The 14415-nt window shown below is 59.5% G+C and carries 16 protein-coding genes and 1 other RNA gene; 3 read left to right on the top strand and 14 right to left on the bottom strand.

The window, feature by feature from the left end; genetic code table 11:
- Positions 1–4: 4 nt before the first annotated feature.
- From IE079_RS06810 to rsmI, 6 genes are all read right to left on the bottom strand, one after another.
- A complete protein-coding gene (locus tag IE079_RS06810) occupies positions 5–1747 on the bottom strand; it encodes a peptidoglycan D,D-transpeptidase FtsI family protein (protein WP_189574812.1) in 1743 nt (580 codons plus the stop codon).
- A 7-nt stretch (positions 1748–1754) separates the two neighbouring features.
- Positions 1755–2171 (bottom strand): cell division protein FtsL, encoded by a 417-nt coding sequence (ftsL, locus tag IE079_RS06805; protein ID WP_189574809.1) that lies wholly within the window; start codon positions 2169–2171, stop codon positions 1755–1757.
- Positions 2168–3157, bottom strand: coding sequence for a 16S rRNA (cytosine(1402)-N(4))-methyltransferase RsmH (gene rsmH / locus IE079_RS06800; RefSeq protein WP_189574807.1), 990 nt, complete (start codon positions 3155–3157; stop codon positions 2168–2170). Before rsmH ends, ftsL begins: the two co-directional genes overlap by 4 nt.
- A complete protein-coding gene (gene mraZ, locus IE079_RS06795; RefSeq protein ID WP_189574805.1) occupies positions 3154–3606 on the bottom strand; it encodes a division/cell wall cluster transcriptional repressor MraZ in 453 nt (150 codons plus the stop codon). Before mraZ ends, rsmH begins: the two co-directional genes overlap by 4 nt.
- Positions 3607–4004: 398 nt before the next feature.
- Positions 4005–4355: RNase P RNA component class A (rnpB, locus tag IE079_RS06790), an RNA gene on the bottom strand.
- Positions 4356–4395: 40 nt separating this feature from the next.
- A complete protein-coding gene (rsmI, locus tag IE079_RS06785) occupies positions 4396–5265 on the bottom strand; it encodes a 16S rRNA (cytidine(1402)-2'-O)-methyltransferase (protein ID WP_189574803.1) in 870 nt (289 codons plus the stop codon).
- Positions 5266–5461: 196 nt separating this feature from the next.
- Here rsmI and IE079_RS06780 point away from each other — a divergent pair, with 196 nt between their 5' ends.
- From IE079_RS06780 to IE079_RS06770, 3 genes are read left to right on the top strand one after another with little or no spacing between them, the layout of a single operon-like run.
- On the top strand, positions 5462–7411 hold the full coding sequence (locus IE079_RS06780) for a penicillin-binding protein activator (RefSeq protein ID WP_189574801.1): 1950 nt from the start codon (positions 5462–5464) through the stop codon (positions 7409–7411).
- Position 7412: 1 nt separating this feature from the next.
- Complete coding sequence (locus IE079_RS06775) at positions 7413–7814, top strand: YraN family protein (RefSeq protein WP_189574799.1); 402 nt, start codon at positions 7413–7415, stop codon at positions 7812–7814.
- Between the two features lie 35 nt (positions 7815–7849).
- Entirely contained in the window at positions 7850–8440 is a 591-nt protein-coding gene (locus tag IE079_RS06770) for a D-sedoheptulose-7-phosphate isomerase (protein ID WP_189574796.1), read from the top strand.
- A 66-nt stretch (positions 8441–8506) separates the two neighbouring features.
- Here the strand turns inward: IE079_RS06770 and IE079_RS06765 are convergent, their stop codons facing one another.
- The 8 genes from IE079_RS06765 to IE079_RS06730 form a co-directional block, all read right to left on the bottom strand.
- Positions 8507–8920, bottom strand: coding sequence for a ClpXP protease specificity-enhancing factor (locus IE079_RS06765; RefSeq protein ID WP_227712405.1), 414 nt, complete (start codon positions 8918–8920; stop codon positions 8507–8509).
- Positions 8921–8992: 72 nt separating this feature from the next.
- Positions 8993–9622: a glutathione S-transferase N-terminal domain-containing protein gene (locus tag IE079_RS06760; RefSeq protein WP_189574792.1), complete on the bottom strand. Its 630-nt coding sequence runs from the start codon at positions 9620–9622 to the stop codon at positions 8993–8995.
- Positions 9623–9731: 109 nt separating this feature from the next.
- Complete coding sequence (locus IE079_RS06755; RefSeq protein ID WP_189574790.1) at positions 9732–10487, bottom strand: cytochrome c1; 756 nt, start codon at positions 10485–10487, stop codon at positions 9732–9734.
- A complete protein-coding gene (locus tag IE079_RS06750; protein ID WP_189574787.1) occupies positions 10484–11716 on the bottom strand; it encodes a cytochrome b in 1233 nt (410 codons plus the stop codon). Before IE079_RS06750 ends, IE079_RS06755 begins: the two co-directional genes overlap by 4 nt.
- Positions 11716–12312, bottom strand: a complete 597-nt coding sequence (gene petA / locus IE079_RS06745) for a ubiquinol-cytochrome c reductase iron-sulfur subunit (RefSeq protein ID WP_189574784.1) — start codon at positions 12310–12312, stop codon at positions 11716–11718. The genes IE079_RS06750 and petA overlap by 1 nt, the downstream gene beginning before the upstream one ends.
- Before the next feature lie 243 nt (positions 12313–12555).
- Positions 12556–12948, bottom strand: coding sequence for a 30S ribosomal protein S9 (gene rpsI / locus IE079_RS06740; protein ID WP_189574781.1), 393 nt, complete (start codon positions 12946–12948; stop codon positions 12556–12558).
- 12 nt (positions 12949–12960) lie between these two features.
- The gene (gene rplM, locus IE079_RS06735; protein WP_189574778.1) at positions 12961–13389 is read right to left on the bottom strand and encodes a 50S ribosomal protein L13; all 429 of its coding nucleotides are present in this window, start codon (positions 13387–13389) and stop codon (positions 12961–12963) included.
- Positions 13390–13614: 225 nt separating this feature from the next.
- Positions 13615–14391, bottom strand: a complete 777-nt coding sequence (locus tag IE079_RS06730) for a TatD family hydrolase (RefSeq protein ID WP_227712363.1) — start codon at positions 14389–14391, stop codon at positions 13615–13617.
- Positions 14392–14415 lie beyond the last annotated feature (24 nt).

The raw sequence follows: 14415 nt of genomic DNA, 5'->3' as shown, positions 1-14415 counted from the left end.
GACCTTACCCCCGCTCCCCGGACTTGCCGGGCGTCTGGGTGGCCGCTTCCACAGCGGTCAGCTCTGGTCTCACATTCAACAACCGCAGCGCATCGCTCATTACGCGGGCAAACACCGGCGCGGCCACTTCACCACCGTAATAATCCCCGCCCTGCGGGGCATCCACCGCCACCACCGTGACAATTCTGGGGTTGTCCATCGGAGCCATGCCGGCAAAGATGGCCTTGTACTGACTGTCCTCATAGCCGTTGGCGCCAACCAGATGCACTGTGCCGGTCTTGCCGCCGGCGGTATAGAGTGCCGGGTTGGCACGTTTGCCGGTACCGTTCTCGACCACTTCCCGCAGCATGCCGCGAACCTGGGCCGCGACCTTCTCGGACAGAACCCGCTGCCCGATGGCTGGCTGATCACGCCGGTTCAGGGTTACCGGATAACGGGTGCCGCCGTTGGCTACCACCATATACGCCTGGGCCAGCTGCAGCGCATTCACGCTCATGCCGTAGCCATAGGACAGGGTGGCCTCTTCAACCGGTCGCCAGTCGCTGGACATGGGCAATACGCCCACCGCCTCACCGGGAAAGCCGATGCCGGTGGGCTGGCCAAGGCCCAGCTGGAAATAAAAATCCCTGATCACATCCCCTCCGATATCGTTGGCAATCATACTGATGCCGACGTTGCTGGAACGGGAGATGATCCCTGTCATGGACAGCTGACCGTAATTGCGATGATCACGGATGGTAAAACGGCCAAAGCGCCGGTACCCGGGCGCTGTGTCGATCATGGAATCGAGCTGGTATTCGCCAGACTCCAGCGCGGCTGCCATGGCCAGGGGTTTCATGGTGGAGCCTGGCTCGAACAGATCCGTCAACGCCTTGTTACGCAACCGGTCAGGGCTGAGAGAGGTTCGATCGTTTGGGTTGTAGGACTGCTGGTTGACCATGGCCAGGACCTCGCCGTTCGATACGTCCAGCATGACCAGGGTTCCGCCCCGGGCATCATGGGCCTGAACCACGGCCTTCAGCTCACGATAGGCAAGATACTGCAGACGCAGGTCGAGGCTCAGCGTCAGATCCTTTCCGGGCCTGGCATCGCGAATCAGCGAAAGGTCGCGAATCAGGTGCCCACGATTGTCACGCAGTACACGCTTGCGCCCGGGCACCCCGCTAAGCCAGTTGTTATAGGACAGCTCGATGCCTTCCTGACCCTGTTCATCAATATTGGTGAAGCCCACCAGATGCGCCGCCACTTCCCCGGCCGGATAATAACGCTTGTACTCCTGGCGGCTGTACAGGCCGGGGAGGCCCAGTGCCAGCACGTCCCGGGCCAGGGACGGCTGGATCTTCCGGCGCACGTAGATGAACTCCTTTGAGGCGTAATCCCGCATGCGCTGACGCAACCGCGCCTCGTTGATGCCCAGCAGGCTGGCCGCTGTCGCCAGGCGGGGGTCGTCAGGATCCACTTCGCCGGGGTTTGCCCACAGGGTTTCAACCGGGGTGCTGACGGCCAGGGGCTCACCATAGCGGTCAGTGATTACGCCCCGATGGGCATCTATAGCATCCACACGAATGGTACGGACATCGCCCTGCTGACGCAGGAACGCCTGATCCACCACATGCAGATCCACCAGCCGCCACCCCAGCACGGCCGTCACCGTCAGGAAAACGCCCAGCACGCAACCAAACCGCCAGGCCTTCAGGCCGGCGGCAAGCTTCTGCTTGATAGTGGACGATTCCTGGCGCTGGCTCATAATAATTCTATCTTCCCGCTGCAACCGCCTGACCGGTATTGGTATGGGGCACCAGCACAATGTGCTCCTGCCCCGGCACGATCATATTCAGGTCATCAACAGCCTTCCGTTCGATGCGGCCATGTGCGCTCAGGGCGCTCTGCTCCAGCAGCAGCTGGCTCCACTGACGCTGATACGCATCGCGCTGGGCCTGCAGTTCCGACAGGGTGTTGTACAGCTCCCGATTCTGGTGAGCACTGACCGCCACACCGATCGCCGAACCGATCAACAATGCCGCCAGCCCCAGAGTAACTACCACCCTCGGTTCCGCCAGGGTGTGGAAAATTCTTGCCGACAGTTTCAGCGCGTCCGACACCCGCGTGCGTACGTTATCCCGGGTCAGTGCCGGCGTTTTGGGCGGCTTTTCAATCGTGACTGCACTCATTCGGATGTTACCCCCCGATCCCCGGCACGACGCTCAAGAACCCTCATTACGGCACTTCGTGCACGGACGTTTTCCTGTACTTCAGGCTCACTGGCCTTCAGGGCCTTGCTCACCAGTCGGTATGGCGGCTCCACCTCTTCGGCCATGACCGGCAAGCCCCGGGGCAACTGTGGGCCACGGGAAAGATCCCTCATGAACCGCTTGACGATGCGATCCTCCAGGGAATGGAAGCTGATCACCACCAGCCGCCCGCCGGGAGCCAGCAGATGGACGGCCTTTTCAAGCCCGACCTCCAGGTCCTCCAGTTCACGATTGATGAAAATCCTGACCGCCTGGAAGCTCCGTGTTGCCGGGTGCTTGTGCTTTTCCTTTTTGGGCACCGCCTGGCGCACCAGTTCCGCGAACTGGCGGGTGGTGGTCAGCGGCTCTTCCACACGCTGCTGCACCACGGCGCGGGCAATGCGGCGGGAGAAGCGTTCCTCACCGAAACGGAAGATGACGTCCGCAATATCTTTCTCGGCCGCAGTGTTCAGCCATTCCGCGGCACTGGGCCCGCGGGTGGAGTCCATCCGCATGTCCAGAGGCCCGTCACTCATAAAACTGAATCCCCGCTGCGGATCATCAAGCTGTGGTGACGACACGCCCAGATCCAGCAGCACTCCGTCCACCGATCCCGGCTCCCAGCCCTGGGCGACAGCGGCATCCTCCATGTCGGCGAACGAGCCGTGATAAACGACGAAGCGGCCGTCCTCGGCCGCCAGAGCTTCACCAAACCGGACCGCTTCGGGGTCCTTGTCGATGCCAACCAGCCGGCCACCAGCCTCCAGCCGCTTCAATATCAACCGGCTATGGCCACCCCGCCCGAAAGTGCCATCGATAAAACGCCCTTCCGGCTGAACCACCAGAAAATCCACCGCCTGGTCGAGCAGCACAGAACGATGAAGCGACTGGCCGGGCTTCGGCTCAACGGAACGGTCAGCAGTCATAGCGACAGGGCCTCCATTTCCGGCGGCATCTCGTCGTCATCGTCGGTCTCATCCAGCCAGGCGAACCAGCGCTCTTCACTCCACAGCTCCAGTTTCTTGCCCTGACCAATCAGCATCAGCTTTTTTTCCAGACGCGCATAACTGCGCAGTGTGGGCGGGACCAGCACCCGGCCAGCGGAATCCAGCTCCAGCTGGGTCGCATGGCCCAGAATCAGCCGCTGCAGACGCCGGGCCTTCTTGTTCATGTTGGGAAGTGCCAGCACCTGGGCACGCACGTTCTCGAAAACCGGTTCCGGATAGAGCAGCAGACAGCGTTCTTCGTCAGCGTTTGCGGTAAGCACAATACGACCGCCGCATTCCTCCTGCAGTTCTTCACGCACGCGGGCAGGAATCGCCAGGCGACCCTTTGCGTCCATGTTGATTGCGTGACTGCCAAGAAAATTGCTCATCGCTCAAGGTGCAGACCCTGCTGCCGCTCCTGCCTGTTATGTGACTTCCCGTCGGTGGGCGTTTACACCGTGGCCCACTAAGCACCACTCTGACTCCACCAATAACCACTAAATTCCACTTTTTCCCACTCCTGCACACTATAGGAACACGCCAACCACAATGCAAGCAGTTAAAAGGGGGCAGACATTACAAAACTTTCTTTAATGACAAGGAGTTAGCGGTCAACTGAAAGGACATGCACAAAGGAGCGGGGGAGAACTTCCTGCAAATCAAATGCCTGCAGAAACTTTCGAAGAAAGTGAACGAAGTCTAAGATTTTTTCGCTATATCGGAACCTGTCGCCAAGCCACCTGTTTCACAAATTAACAAACAGGTGGCGACAACAGGCAAATAAAGGAAGGTGAGCTCGCCGATAAGCCGGGTTCTGTCTAGGACAGTCATTCATCTAGGGCCTGCGTTACCACAGGCCTCAAGCGACCTACCCGAGTCCAGCGCGGGCCACGCCATAGGACTCCTATTTGGTCTTGCTCCAGGTGGGGTTTACCATCGCCGTGGTCTGTTGCCAGCCACGCGGTGCGCTCTTACCGCACCGTTTCACCCTTACCGGCGCCCTGAGGCGCTTAGGCGGTCTGCTTTCTGTTGCACTTTCCGTCGGCTCGCGCCGCCCAGGCGTTACCTGGCACCTTGCCCTGCGGAGCCCGGACTTTCCTCCCCCGGCATGGCCGGCGGCGACTGTCTGGCGAGCTCAGGCGAGACAATACTCCCGCACCGCAGCACGCGCAAGGCCTTTATCGGGATTCACGGAGTTCCAGGGCGCGCTGGTAAAGTTCATTGCGGGAGCGGCCTGTCAGCTCGGCGGCAATCTTTGCCGCCTTTTTCACCGGCAGCTCAGGCAGCAGCAGAGCAAGCACCTGATCTGCATCCACAGAGGCGCCCTCACCCGCCCCGATCTGCGCACCCGCTACCATGACCACGTACTCACCCTTGCCCGCGTTCGGGTCCTCTTCCAGCTGCGCCAGCACTCCGGAGGCCGCCCCGGAATAGAAAGTCTCGAAGGTCTTGGTCAGCTCCCGGGCCAGCACCACCTCACGCTCGCCGCCAAACACACTCACCACATCGGCCATCATCCCCTGGATACGGCGAGGTGACTCGTAGAAGATGAGAGTCGCCGTTTCCCGGGACAGAACCTGCAGCGCCTTGCGCCGACCGACTGCCTTTGCCGGCAGGAATCCTTCGAACAGAAACCGATCCGTTGGCAGACCGGCAGCACTGAGGGCCGCCACCATGGCGCAGGCGCCCGGTATCGGTGTCACCACGATACCCCGCTGCCTGGCCGCCTTAACCAGCACATAACCTGGGTCGGAGATCAGCGGTGTACCGGCATCGGAGATCAGGGCAACCGACTCGCCACGCTCGATACGATCGAGCAGTGACGACGCGCGCTCTCTTTCATTATGGTCATGCAGCGCCCACATCGGCTTGTTGATAGCCAGATGCTGCAACAGACGGCCACTGTGCCGTGTATCCTCCGCCGCCACCAGATCGACCCCTGCCAGTACCTGCTCGGCGCGACGAGAGAGGTCATCAAGGTTGCCAATCGGCGTGGCAACGATAAAGAGTGTTCCGACAGACGCTGCGGACGCGTTATCTGATTCCAACCCGAAATCCCCACTGCTAACCTGTGAAATAGCCGCCAAGCTGGTAAACTTGCAGCCCCTGACACCATTTGAGGAGTGTCTGAGTCAATCCTGCGATCCGCCTGGACGCCAGACGACGCCCGGAATGCCCCAGAGACTCCGTACAGAGAGACACTATGCCGGCCCCGTGCCGGTACCTCAAGGAGCCCTGCCTTATATGCGTTGTCATCTGACAAACCTGCGCCACTTCGCCATGGCATCCACACTGATTGCCGTGCTGGCCAGCGGCTGCACCCCGATACAATTGCAGAGCGACTCCATCGAGTCTGCCAGCGATGCCCTGTCAGCCGCGAGTGAGCTGTCCGCGGGCGTGGAGAGCCAGCGCTTCCTGCTGCGCTCGGCTACCACTTTTCAGGAAAGCGACCAGCATGACCATGCCCGCAAGATATTACGCAGCGCAGCCTTTGAAGAGCCGGCAGAGGAAATCAATGATCAGTACCTGCTGCTCAGCATGGACAGTACGGTAGCGCTTGAAGACCGCGACTGGGCGGACGAACTGGCAGCAACCCTGGCACCCTCACAATACCAGCAATATCCTGAAGACCTGCAGTCGACGGCCGCTCGCCTCCAGGAGCGGACCTATGCACTGGCCGATGCCCCGCTGAAGACCGCACAGTTTCTGATGGGCGTGCAGCCCGAGTTGCTGGGGTACAATCGTCAACAACAGAATGACCGAATCTGGCAGGCCCTCAAGGAAACCCCGGACGCAGCCCTTGAGCAGGCTGCCACCTCTGCGATTGGTTTCGAGAGCCAGGGCTGGTACGAGCTTGCCGCTACCTTGCGTCAACCGGACATGAGCCTTGAAGCTCAGGGCAACGCCGTGCGCAACTGGCGCTTCAACTGGATAGGCCACCCGGGGACCGAAGCCGTACCCAGTGAACTGGCCCTGCTGACACGAGTCCTCGAGGAGCGCCCGGAACGCATCACCCTGGCGCTGCCGCTGTCCGGCCCGCTGTCGGCCGCCGGCAACATGGTCCGGGAAGGCTTCCTGGCCGCCTACTATGCCGCTGCCCAGGAGGCAGGCAGCATGCAGTCAGCCGGGCCGGAATCCGGCACCGACCAGGCAACTGATATCGAACCACCGGAACAGGCGTCGCCGTCAAACACCACCGTTTCCATTGTTGATACCAATGGACGCAGCTTCGAAGAGATGATGCCAGACATCCTCGCCAGCAACCCGGACCTGATCGTTGGCCCCCTGTCCAAAGACCAGGTGGCTGCACTGGCCAGCCGTAACGACCTGCCGGTCCCGGTGCTCGCCCTGAACTATGCGCCTGAACAGGAGCAACCGGCGCCGGCACAACTGTTCCAGTTCGGGCTGTCTGTTGAGGATGAAGCCCGTCAGATTGCCGAGCGAATTGTCGGCGAAGGCCTCTCTCACGCCCTGGTGCTGATTCCCCGCGGCGACTGGGGCGACCGTATAGCCGATGCCCTTGAAAAGCGGATGGACGAGCTGGGCGGTGTCATCCTGGACATGGAGCGCTACGCTGAAGAGGATAACTTCCGGGATGTCAGCGCCGAGTTGCTGGGCATCAACATCAGCCGGGAGCGGGCCATTGAACTGGAACGAACCATGGGCCTGAACGTGGAGTTCGAGGCTCGGCGACGCCAGGATGCCGAAGCGATTATCATGGTGGCCGAGCCCAGAATTGCCCGTCAGTTCAGGCCGCTGTTTTCCTTCTACTACGCTAACGACGTGCCAGTGTTCTCACCTTCCATTGTTTACAGCGGTCGGCCCGAACCCTCCCGTGACCGGGATCTGGATGGCGTCTATTTCACCGACCTGCCCTGGATTCTCGACCGTGAAACTGAATTCCGGCAGCAGGCCTATGAGGAATTCGACAATCTGGACGGCCCCTTGGGACGCCTGTTCGCCATGGGGGCCGATGCCTGGACCCTGAGCATCAACCTGCCCCTTATGCAGCACGTGAATGATCGCCGGGTGACCGGCCATACCGGCGACCTGTGGCTTGACGCCAATAACCGGGTACGCCGCACCCAGATGTGGGGCGTGTTCGAGGAGGGCGTGCCGGTGATTGCCTTTGAACAGGAAGAAGAAACCCGGGAAACCGACCAGGAGGAAGCGTCGGAAGACGCCATAGACTGACATGACCGCCAGGGAAGGCAATGAACACCGGCCCCCCGCGACCACTACCCGCAAACAACAGGGTGACCACGCTGAAGGGGTCGCTGCCCGCTATCTCGCCAGCCGGGGCGTGACCATCATCGACCGCAATGTGTTCAGTCGTGGTGGCGAAATTGACCTGATCGGCCGGGACGGACAGACACTGGTCTTCTTCGAGGTACGGTACCGGAAACAGGGCGGACTGACGGATGGCGCGGGTTCCATAGGGTGGCGCAAGCAGCAACGAGTGCTGCGGGCTGCGTCCTGGTACCTGCATCGCCACGGGCTGTGGAACCATGACTGCAGAATTGACGTAATCGCCATCGCACCAGGCGATACCCACAAGTACAAGATTCACTGGATCAGGAATGCCATTCAGGCCTAGTATCCCTAAGGGATGCCAGTGACGGGGCACCAACCATGAGCAGTAGCGAAGACAGTGTCAGCCAGTGGTTTGCTGACCACATGGAACAAACGGCGATGGCCGCCAGCCAGGCCGCACCGCTGATCCCGGACGTCGCCGACGCCCTGGTAAACGCGCTGCTTGGTGATGGCAAGATCCTGGCCTGTGCCAACGGCAACGCCAACACCATTGCCCAGTATTTCTGTACCGCATTATTGGGAAGGCTGGGCCACGACAGGCCGGGACTGCCGGCCATAAACCTGGGCGCCGACGCCACCACATACTCGGCCATCTGCCGGGACAACAGGTTCAACGAAACCTTCGCCCGGCAAGTAACTGCCATCGGGAAGCCCGGCGATATCCTGGTGGTATTCGTGGACGATGGCCACAAGGCCAACCTGATCCAGGCCATCCAGGCCGCCCATGACCGCGATATCAACGTGATGGTCATCAGCGCCCGGGAAAAAACCGATATCAGCTCACTGCTTCAGCCCCAGGACCTGGAGATCACGCTGAACGACCTGGATCCGGTGGCGGCCACACCCATCATGATGCTGATTGCCAATACCCTGTGCAGGCTGGTGGAGCAGAACCTGTTTGGTGGTTAGTCAGGGGGAAAAGAGGGGCAGAATAAAGAGGCTGACCAGAGCACCTCTGGCCAGCTTAAGGATCGCTTACTTGACTACCTTGAGGCTCGGGCGACCGCTGGGGCGACTGGCGTCGTCTTTCTCTTCCCCGTCAGATTCGCGGGGCTTGCCCCCGTCCGGATCCGGGGACCCCGGCTCGCTGCCGAATACCATGCCCTCGCCATTTTCCCGGGCATAAATCGCCATTACCGCCTGCAGGGGTATGTAAACCTGCATGGGTACGCCTCCAAAGCGGGCGCTGAACTCCAGCGCCTCGTCTCCGACAGCAAGCGCTTTCACGGCGGACGGGCTGATATTAAGCACAATCTGCCCATTGGCGACATGGTCGGCCGGAACCTGCACCCCCTGGATACTGGCATCCACTACGATGTGGGGTGTGCAGTGGTTGTCCAGAATCCAGTCGTTAAAGGCCCGCACCAGATAGGGGCGACTGGAAGTCATTGTCACCTTGTGTTCAGACACGTTGCTCTCCTGGCACTACGGGCTGCACCGTCCGAGCGGCGCGCCCATTGATTAACTGCGAATGTCTTCTTCCAGGTCGGACAGGCTTGCCTTGAAACCTTCACGACCGAAGATACGCTCCATGTACCTGGTGATTGGCTTCGCCTGCTTGGCATCCAGCTCAATACCCAGTGACGGCAGCCGCCAGAGGATCGGGGCAATGCAACAATCCACAATGGTGAACTCCTCCGAGAGGAAGAACGGCATCTCACCAAACAGGGGTGCAGTCGCCTGCAGGCTCTCACGCAGCTCTTTTCGGGCAGCATCGGAGGATTTTGCGGAAGGATCGTCAAGAATCTGATCCACCAGCCCGCACCAGTCTTTCTGGATGCGGTGAATCATCAACCGGCTGTTGGCTCGTGCCACCGGGTAAACCGGCAGCAGCGGCGGATGAGGGAACCGCTCGTCCAGGTATTCCATCATGATATTGGGCTCGTAGAGCACCAGATCACGGTCCACCAGGGTCGGCAGGGCATTGTACGGATTCAGGTCGGCGAGTTCCGACGGCGGATTATCCGGATCAACATCCACCACGTCGACGGTGACACCCTTTTCCGCAAGCACTATACGAACCCGGTGGCTGTAATGGCTGGTAGGGTCCGAGAAAAACGTCATTGATGACCTCTTGGTCACAACGCCCATAGAACGACTCCAAGATAATAAGACAGGTAGCTACTGCTGAACGCAAAAAACCAGCGGGCCATACAAGAGGCCCGCTGGATCTTGTCAGCGTAAAGTATACGCTAAAACGTCAGTGCACGTCTTTCCAGTACTCACGGTTCAGCAGATAGGCGAAGATAAAAAACACCGCCACAAAGATCAGAACCAGGATACCCAGGCGCTCGCGCTCGACCTTGATCGGATCGCCCATATAAGAGAGGAAGTTGGTCAGGTCATACATGGCCCGGTTGAACTCGGCCGGTTCCATCGAACCTTCCACGGCCCACTCTTCGCAGATGTCGGCACCACGAACGTTGCCACTGAGCGGGTCAACACTGGGGTTCGAACCGATCTTGGGCGGTACGGCGCAAAGGCCCTGCAGATCGATCAGCGCATGGGGCATGCCCACATTCGCGAACACAGCATTGTTGACCCCGAGAGGACGACTCTCGTCCTTGTAGAAGGCCCGGAAGTAGGAATACAACCAGTCCTCTCCCCGCACACGGGATACCAGCGTCAGATCAGGCGGAGCATTACCGAACCAGTCGGCTGCCTGATCCTTGTCCATACCGATTTCGATCAGCTCGCCGATTTTCGCACCCGTGAAAATCAGGTTTTCCTTGAACAGTTCGTCAGGGATCTCCAGGTCTTCGGCAACCCGCTTGTAACGGGCGTACTCGAGGGAGTGACAACCCGCGCAATAGTTCATGAAGGTTGCCGCGCCGCGCTGCAGAGAAGCCTTGTTAGTGTGGTCCGCCGTCATGGTGTCCAGAGCCCCGCCGGGGGCCGCAGCCAGCGACAGAGCTGGCAGGACTGTCATGAAAAGACCCAGAATCAGTTTTTTCATCCTGTCACCCTCTCTGGTACTGGCTTGGTTTTTTCCATGCGTGTATAGAACGGCATGAGAATGAAATACAGGAAGTAGAACGTGGTCAGGATCTGAGCCACCAGGGTGCGACCTGCGGTTGCGGGCACAATACCCAGGTAACCGAGGATCACGAAACTGATCGCAAAAATCGCCAGGGCAATCTTGCTCAGCCAACCCTTGTAACGGATGGATCGCACGGGGCTGCGGTCCAGCCAGGGCAGCACGAACAGGATCGCGATAGCAGCCCCCATCACCACGACACCCCAGAACTTGGCATCAAGGCCGAACAGGTCCACGGTCACCGCCCGCAACATGGCGTAGAAGGGCGTGAAATACCAGACCGGTGCTATGTGATCCGGCGTCTGCAGTGGGTTGGCCGGCTGGAAGTTCGGCTTTTCGAGGAAGAGCCCGCCCATTTCCGGGAAGAAGAACAGAACCACGAAGAACACGAAGAAGAATACAGCCACGCCCATCAGGTCGTGAACGGTGTAGTAAGGATGGAACGGGATGCCATCTTTGGGGACTCCGTTCTCGTCCTTGTTCTTCTTGATATCAATGCCGTCGGGGTTGTTCGACCCCACTTCATGCAACGCCAGAATGTGCAGCACGACCAGGCCGAGCAGAACAATGGGCAACGCCACCACGTGTAAGGCGAAGAACCGGTTCAGTGTAATACCGGAAATCAGGTAGTCACCACGGATCCACAGGGACAAGTCCTCCCCGATCACCGGAATGGCGCCAAACAGGTTGACGATAACCTGGGCCCCCCAGTAGGACATCTGCCCCCAGGGCAGCAGGTAGCCCATGAAGGCTTCCGCCATCAGCACCAGGTAGATCAGCATACCGAAGATCCAGATCAACTCCCGGGGCTTCTGATAGGAGCCGTACATGAGACCACGGAACATGTGGAGGTAGACCACCACGAAGAAGGCCGAGGCGCCGGTGGAGTGCAGGTAGCGAAGCAGCCAGCCCCACTCGACATCACGCATGATGTATTCGACCGACGCAAAGGCGCCTTCCGCCGAAGGGTTGTAGCTCATGGTCAGCCAGATCCCGGTAACCAGCTGATTGACCAGCACCAGCATGGCGAGGGAGCCAAAGAAATACCAGATATTGAAGTTCTTGGGCGCATAGTACTTGGCAAGGTGCTTGTTCCACGCCTCGACAATTGGCAGGCGCTCGTCAACCCAATTGATCAGCTTGTTCATTACGCAGCCCCCTCAGGATCAAGACCGACGGTCAAGGTAAACTCATCGTCGTAACGATGGGGCGGTATCACCAGATTCGTCGGTGCCGGCTGATTCGGATAAACCCGACCAGCAAGATCGTACTTGGAGCCGTGGCAAGCGCAATAATAACCGCCCAGCCAGTCCTCACCCAGATCCGCCGGAGCAACTTCCGGCCGGTACTGGGGCGAACACCCCAGATGTGTACAGATACCGATCAGAACCGAGTAAGGGTCATTCAGGGACCGGAGCGGGCCGTCGATGTACGCCGGCTGTGAGGCCTCCTTTGACAGCGGATCCTTTACCCGGTCGCTCATTTCCTGAATCCGCTCGACCATTTCGTCGGTGCGGCGCACAACCCAGACGGGCTTACCGCGCCACTCAACAGTCATCTGCTGACCCGGCTCAAGTTTGCTGACATTGACGGTGACCGGTGCACCTGCTGCTTCCGCTTTGGCACTGGGATTCCAGGATGCCACAAAAGGAACAGCCGCACCGACGACGCCGATACCCCCAACCACGGAAGTTGCGCCGATCAGAAACCGGCGTCGGCCCTGGCTAACGTCGCCTTTGTTCATTATGGTTTTCTCCCATCAGGCAATGCGATTACCGCCTTTCAGGCCGCTCACACATTGAAAAAGGACTTCACAACCCAAGATTATAAGCGCACAAATGGTAATGAAATTGCCAGCACCTTACAAGCACGGAACCCGCCAACAGACCCGAAACCATGCCCCAGATCAACTCGGCAAAGGCCTTGCCCGCGCAATAAAAAACCCGGCATGACGCCGGGTTTTCGCTGCCAAATCCGGAAACCGGACTTAACGCTTGGAGTACTGCGGACGCTTGCGCGCTTTACGCAGACCGATTTTCTTCCGCTCAACCTGACGGGCATCGCGAGTCACGTAGCCGGCCTTGCGCAGCGCCGGACGCAGAGTCTCGTCATAGTCCATCAATGCACGGGTAAGACCGTGACGGATCGCACCAGCCTGACCACTGGTGCCGCCACCGGCAACCGTGATCTGGATATCGAAGCGATCGGTTGATTCGGCCACAACCAGCGGCTGACGAACGATCATCCGCAGGGTCTCGCGACCGAAGAACTGCTCAATGGTACGACCATTGATCGTGATGTTACCGCTTCCCGGCTTGATAAAGACGCGAGCCGTGGAATTCTTGCGGCGACCAGTACCGTAATTTTGTGTTACAGACATATCCGCCTTCCGTTAAATGTCGAGTTCTTTGGGCTGCTGGGCTGCATGAGGATGCTCAGCACCGGCATAGACTTTCAGCTTCTTGAACATGGCGCGACCGAGGGGACCCTTCGGCAACATACCCTTCACAGACTTCTGGATGATCTGCTCGGGCGCCTTGTCAATCAGCTTCTCGAAGTTGATGGACTTGATACCACCGGGGAAGCCGGTATGGCTGTAGTACATCTTGTCATGGGCCTTTTTGCCACTCACCCGCACCTGGCCGGCATTGATCACCACGATATAATCACCGGTGTCGACATGAGGGGTATACTCAGGCTTATGCTTGCCCCGCAGACGACGGGCGATCTCGGTTGACAGACGACCCAGCGTCTTGCCGGCTGCGTCTACAACGTACCAGTCACGCGTTACGGTTTCTGGTTTCGCACTCAGAGTCTTCATTGAATCCGCCTTGAACGCTACAAAAAATAAACGTTGAAAAACCTCAATGCCGGCACTGTGGGAATAGCGCCAGGCGAGGTTTTATACCTGTTGGCCGGAAAGTCTCCAGGAGCTTCCGGCCGGGATAATGCCGTTCGGGGCTGAGCCGACATTATCGCCATGAAAAGCCAGGGCGCGGATTATATACAAACCTGCCACTGAATCCAAGTATTAAACGGCACTCCATCAATCGACGGGCCAGCGGTACAGGCTGCCGACATTGCGCCTCAGGGCCGCCGCCAGATCCTCTTCGCCCCGGCCAAGCAACCCGGCAAGGGAGGTCAGTATTTTCCGAAGGTTGGCGGGCTCGTTCCCGCCCTTGGCCACGCCTGCCGGCGGCATGTCCGGAGCGTCAGTTTCCAGCACCAGATGATCCACCGGCAATCGGGACACGGCACTGCGAGTCTTGCGGGCACGGTCGTGAGTAATAACCCCGCCGATACCAAGAAAACACCCCAGATCCACCAGAGCCCGGCCCTGTTCATAGCTGCCGGAAAAGCCGTGCACCAATACAGGAATATCCGGTCGCTTGCGCCGCAACACAGCAGCCACCTCGTCGTGAGTACGCACGGAATGGATGATCAGGGGCATGTCGAGCGCGGCGGCAATATCCACCTGGGCCTCGAACCAGGGCAGCTGCCGCTCAAGGTCACCATGAAGCCGGTCCAGGCCGCATTCACCAAGCGCAATACACCTCGGGTCCAACTGCCTCAACCGGCATTCCAGTGCTTTGAGCGACCCATCGTCATGCTCACCCACGAACCAGGGATGGATCCCCAGGCAGTACCACCAGTCTTCACATTCCGCTGCCACCCGGATGACCCGCTCCCAGTCTGCCTGGCGAACGCCGGGGATAACCAGGCGCTCGACACCAGCCTGCCTGGCGCGCTGCCACGCCTCGCTCCGGGTGTCCCTGAAAACGGGAAAGTCAAAATGGCAATGGGCATCCACCAGTCGTATCATCAGCTCCCCTTTTCAGTATGGCTG

Source organism: Marinobacter zhanjiangensis (assembly GCF_014651935.1).
In the GTDB taxonomy this organism is placed as follows: domain Bacteria; phylum Pseudomonadota; class Gammaproteobacteria; order Pseudomonadales; family Oleiphilaceae; genus Marinobacter; species Marinobacter zhanjiangensis.
Note: the sequence above shows the minus strand (reverse complement) of the source record. Positions and strands in the feature narration are given on the sequence as shown.

What these genes read in the sequence shown, in the direction of transcription:
- IE079_RS06730 (WP_227712363.1), bottom strand. Translation starts at nt 14,391, where the DNA reads ATGATACGACTGGTGGATGCCCATTGCCATTTTGACTTTCCCGTTTTC.
- rsmH (WP_189574807.1), bottom strand. Translation starts at nt 3,157, where the DNA reads ATGACTGCTGACCGTTCCGTTGAGCCGAAGCCCGGCCAGTCGCTTCAT.
- rplM (WP_189574778.1), bottom strand. Translation starts at nt 13,389, where the DNA reads ATGAAGACTCTGAGTGCGAAACCAGAAACCGTAACGCGTGACTGGTAC.
- IE079_RS06755 (WP_189574790.1), bottom strand. Translation starts at nt 10,487, where the DNA reads ATGAAAAAACTGATTCTGGGTCTTTTCATGACAGTCCTGCCAGCTCTG.
- rpsI (WP_189574781.1), bottom strand. Translation starts at nt 12,948, where the DNA reads ATGTCTGTAACACAAAATTACGGTACTGGTCGCCGCAAGAATTCCACG.
- mraZ (WP_189574805.1), bottom strand. Translation starts at nt 3,606, where the DNA reads ATGAGCAATTTTCTTGGCAGTCACGCAATCAACATGGACGCAAAGGGT.
- IE079_RS06770 (WP_189574796.1), top strand. Translation starts at nt 7,850, where the DNA reads ATGAGCAGTAGCGAAGACAGTGTCAGCCAGTGGTTTGCTGACCACATG.
- petA (WP_189574784.1), bottom strand. Translation starts at nt 12,312, where the DNA reads ATGAACAAAGGCGACGTTAGCCAGGGCCGACGCCGGTTTCTGATCGGC.
- IE079_RS06810 (WP_189574812.1), bottom strand. Translation starts at nt 1,747, where the DNA reads ATGAGCCAGCGCCAGGAATCGTCCACTATCAAGCAGAAGCTTGCCGCC.
- IE079_RS06765 (WP_227712405.1), bottom strand. Translation starts at nt 8,920, where the DNA reads ATGACTTCCAGTCGCCCCTATCTGGTGCGGGCCTTTAACGACTGGATT.
- IE079_RS06750 (WP_189574787.1), bottom strand. Translation starts at nt 11,716, where the DNA reads ATGAACAAGCTGATCAATTGGGTTGACGAGCGCCTGCCAATTGTCGAG.
- IE079_RS06775 (WP_189574799.1), top strand. Translation starts at nt 7,413, where the DNA reads ATGACCGCCAGGGAAGGCAATGAACACCGGCCCCCCGCGACCACTACC.
- ftsL (WP_189574809.1), bottom strand. Translation starts at nt 2,171, where the DNA reads ATGAGTGCAGTCACGATTGAAAAGCCGCCCAAAACGCCGGCACTGACC.
- IE079_RS06760 (WP_189574792.1), bottom strand. Translation starts at nt 9,622, where the DNA reads ATGGGCGTTGTGACCAAGAGGTCATCAATGACGTTTTTCTCGGACCCT.
- IE079_RS06780 (WP_189574801.1), top strand. Translation starts at nt 5,462, where the DNA reads ATGCGTTGTCATCTGACAAACCTGCGCCACTTCGCCATGGCATCCACA.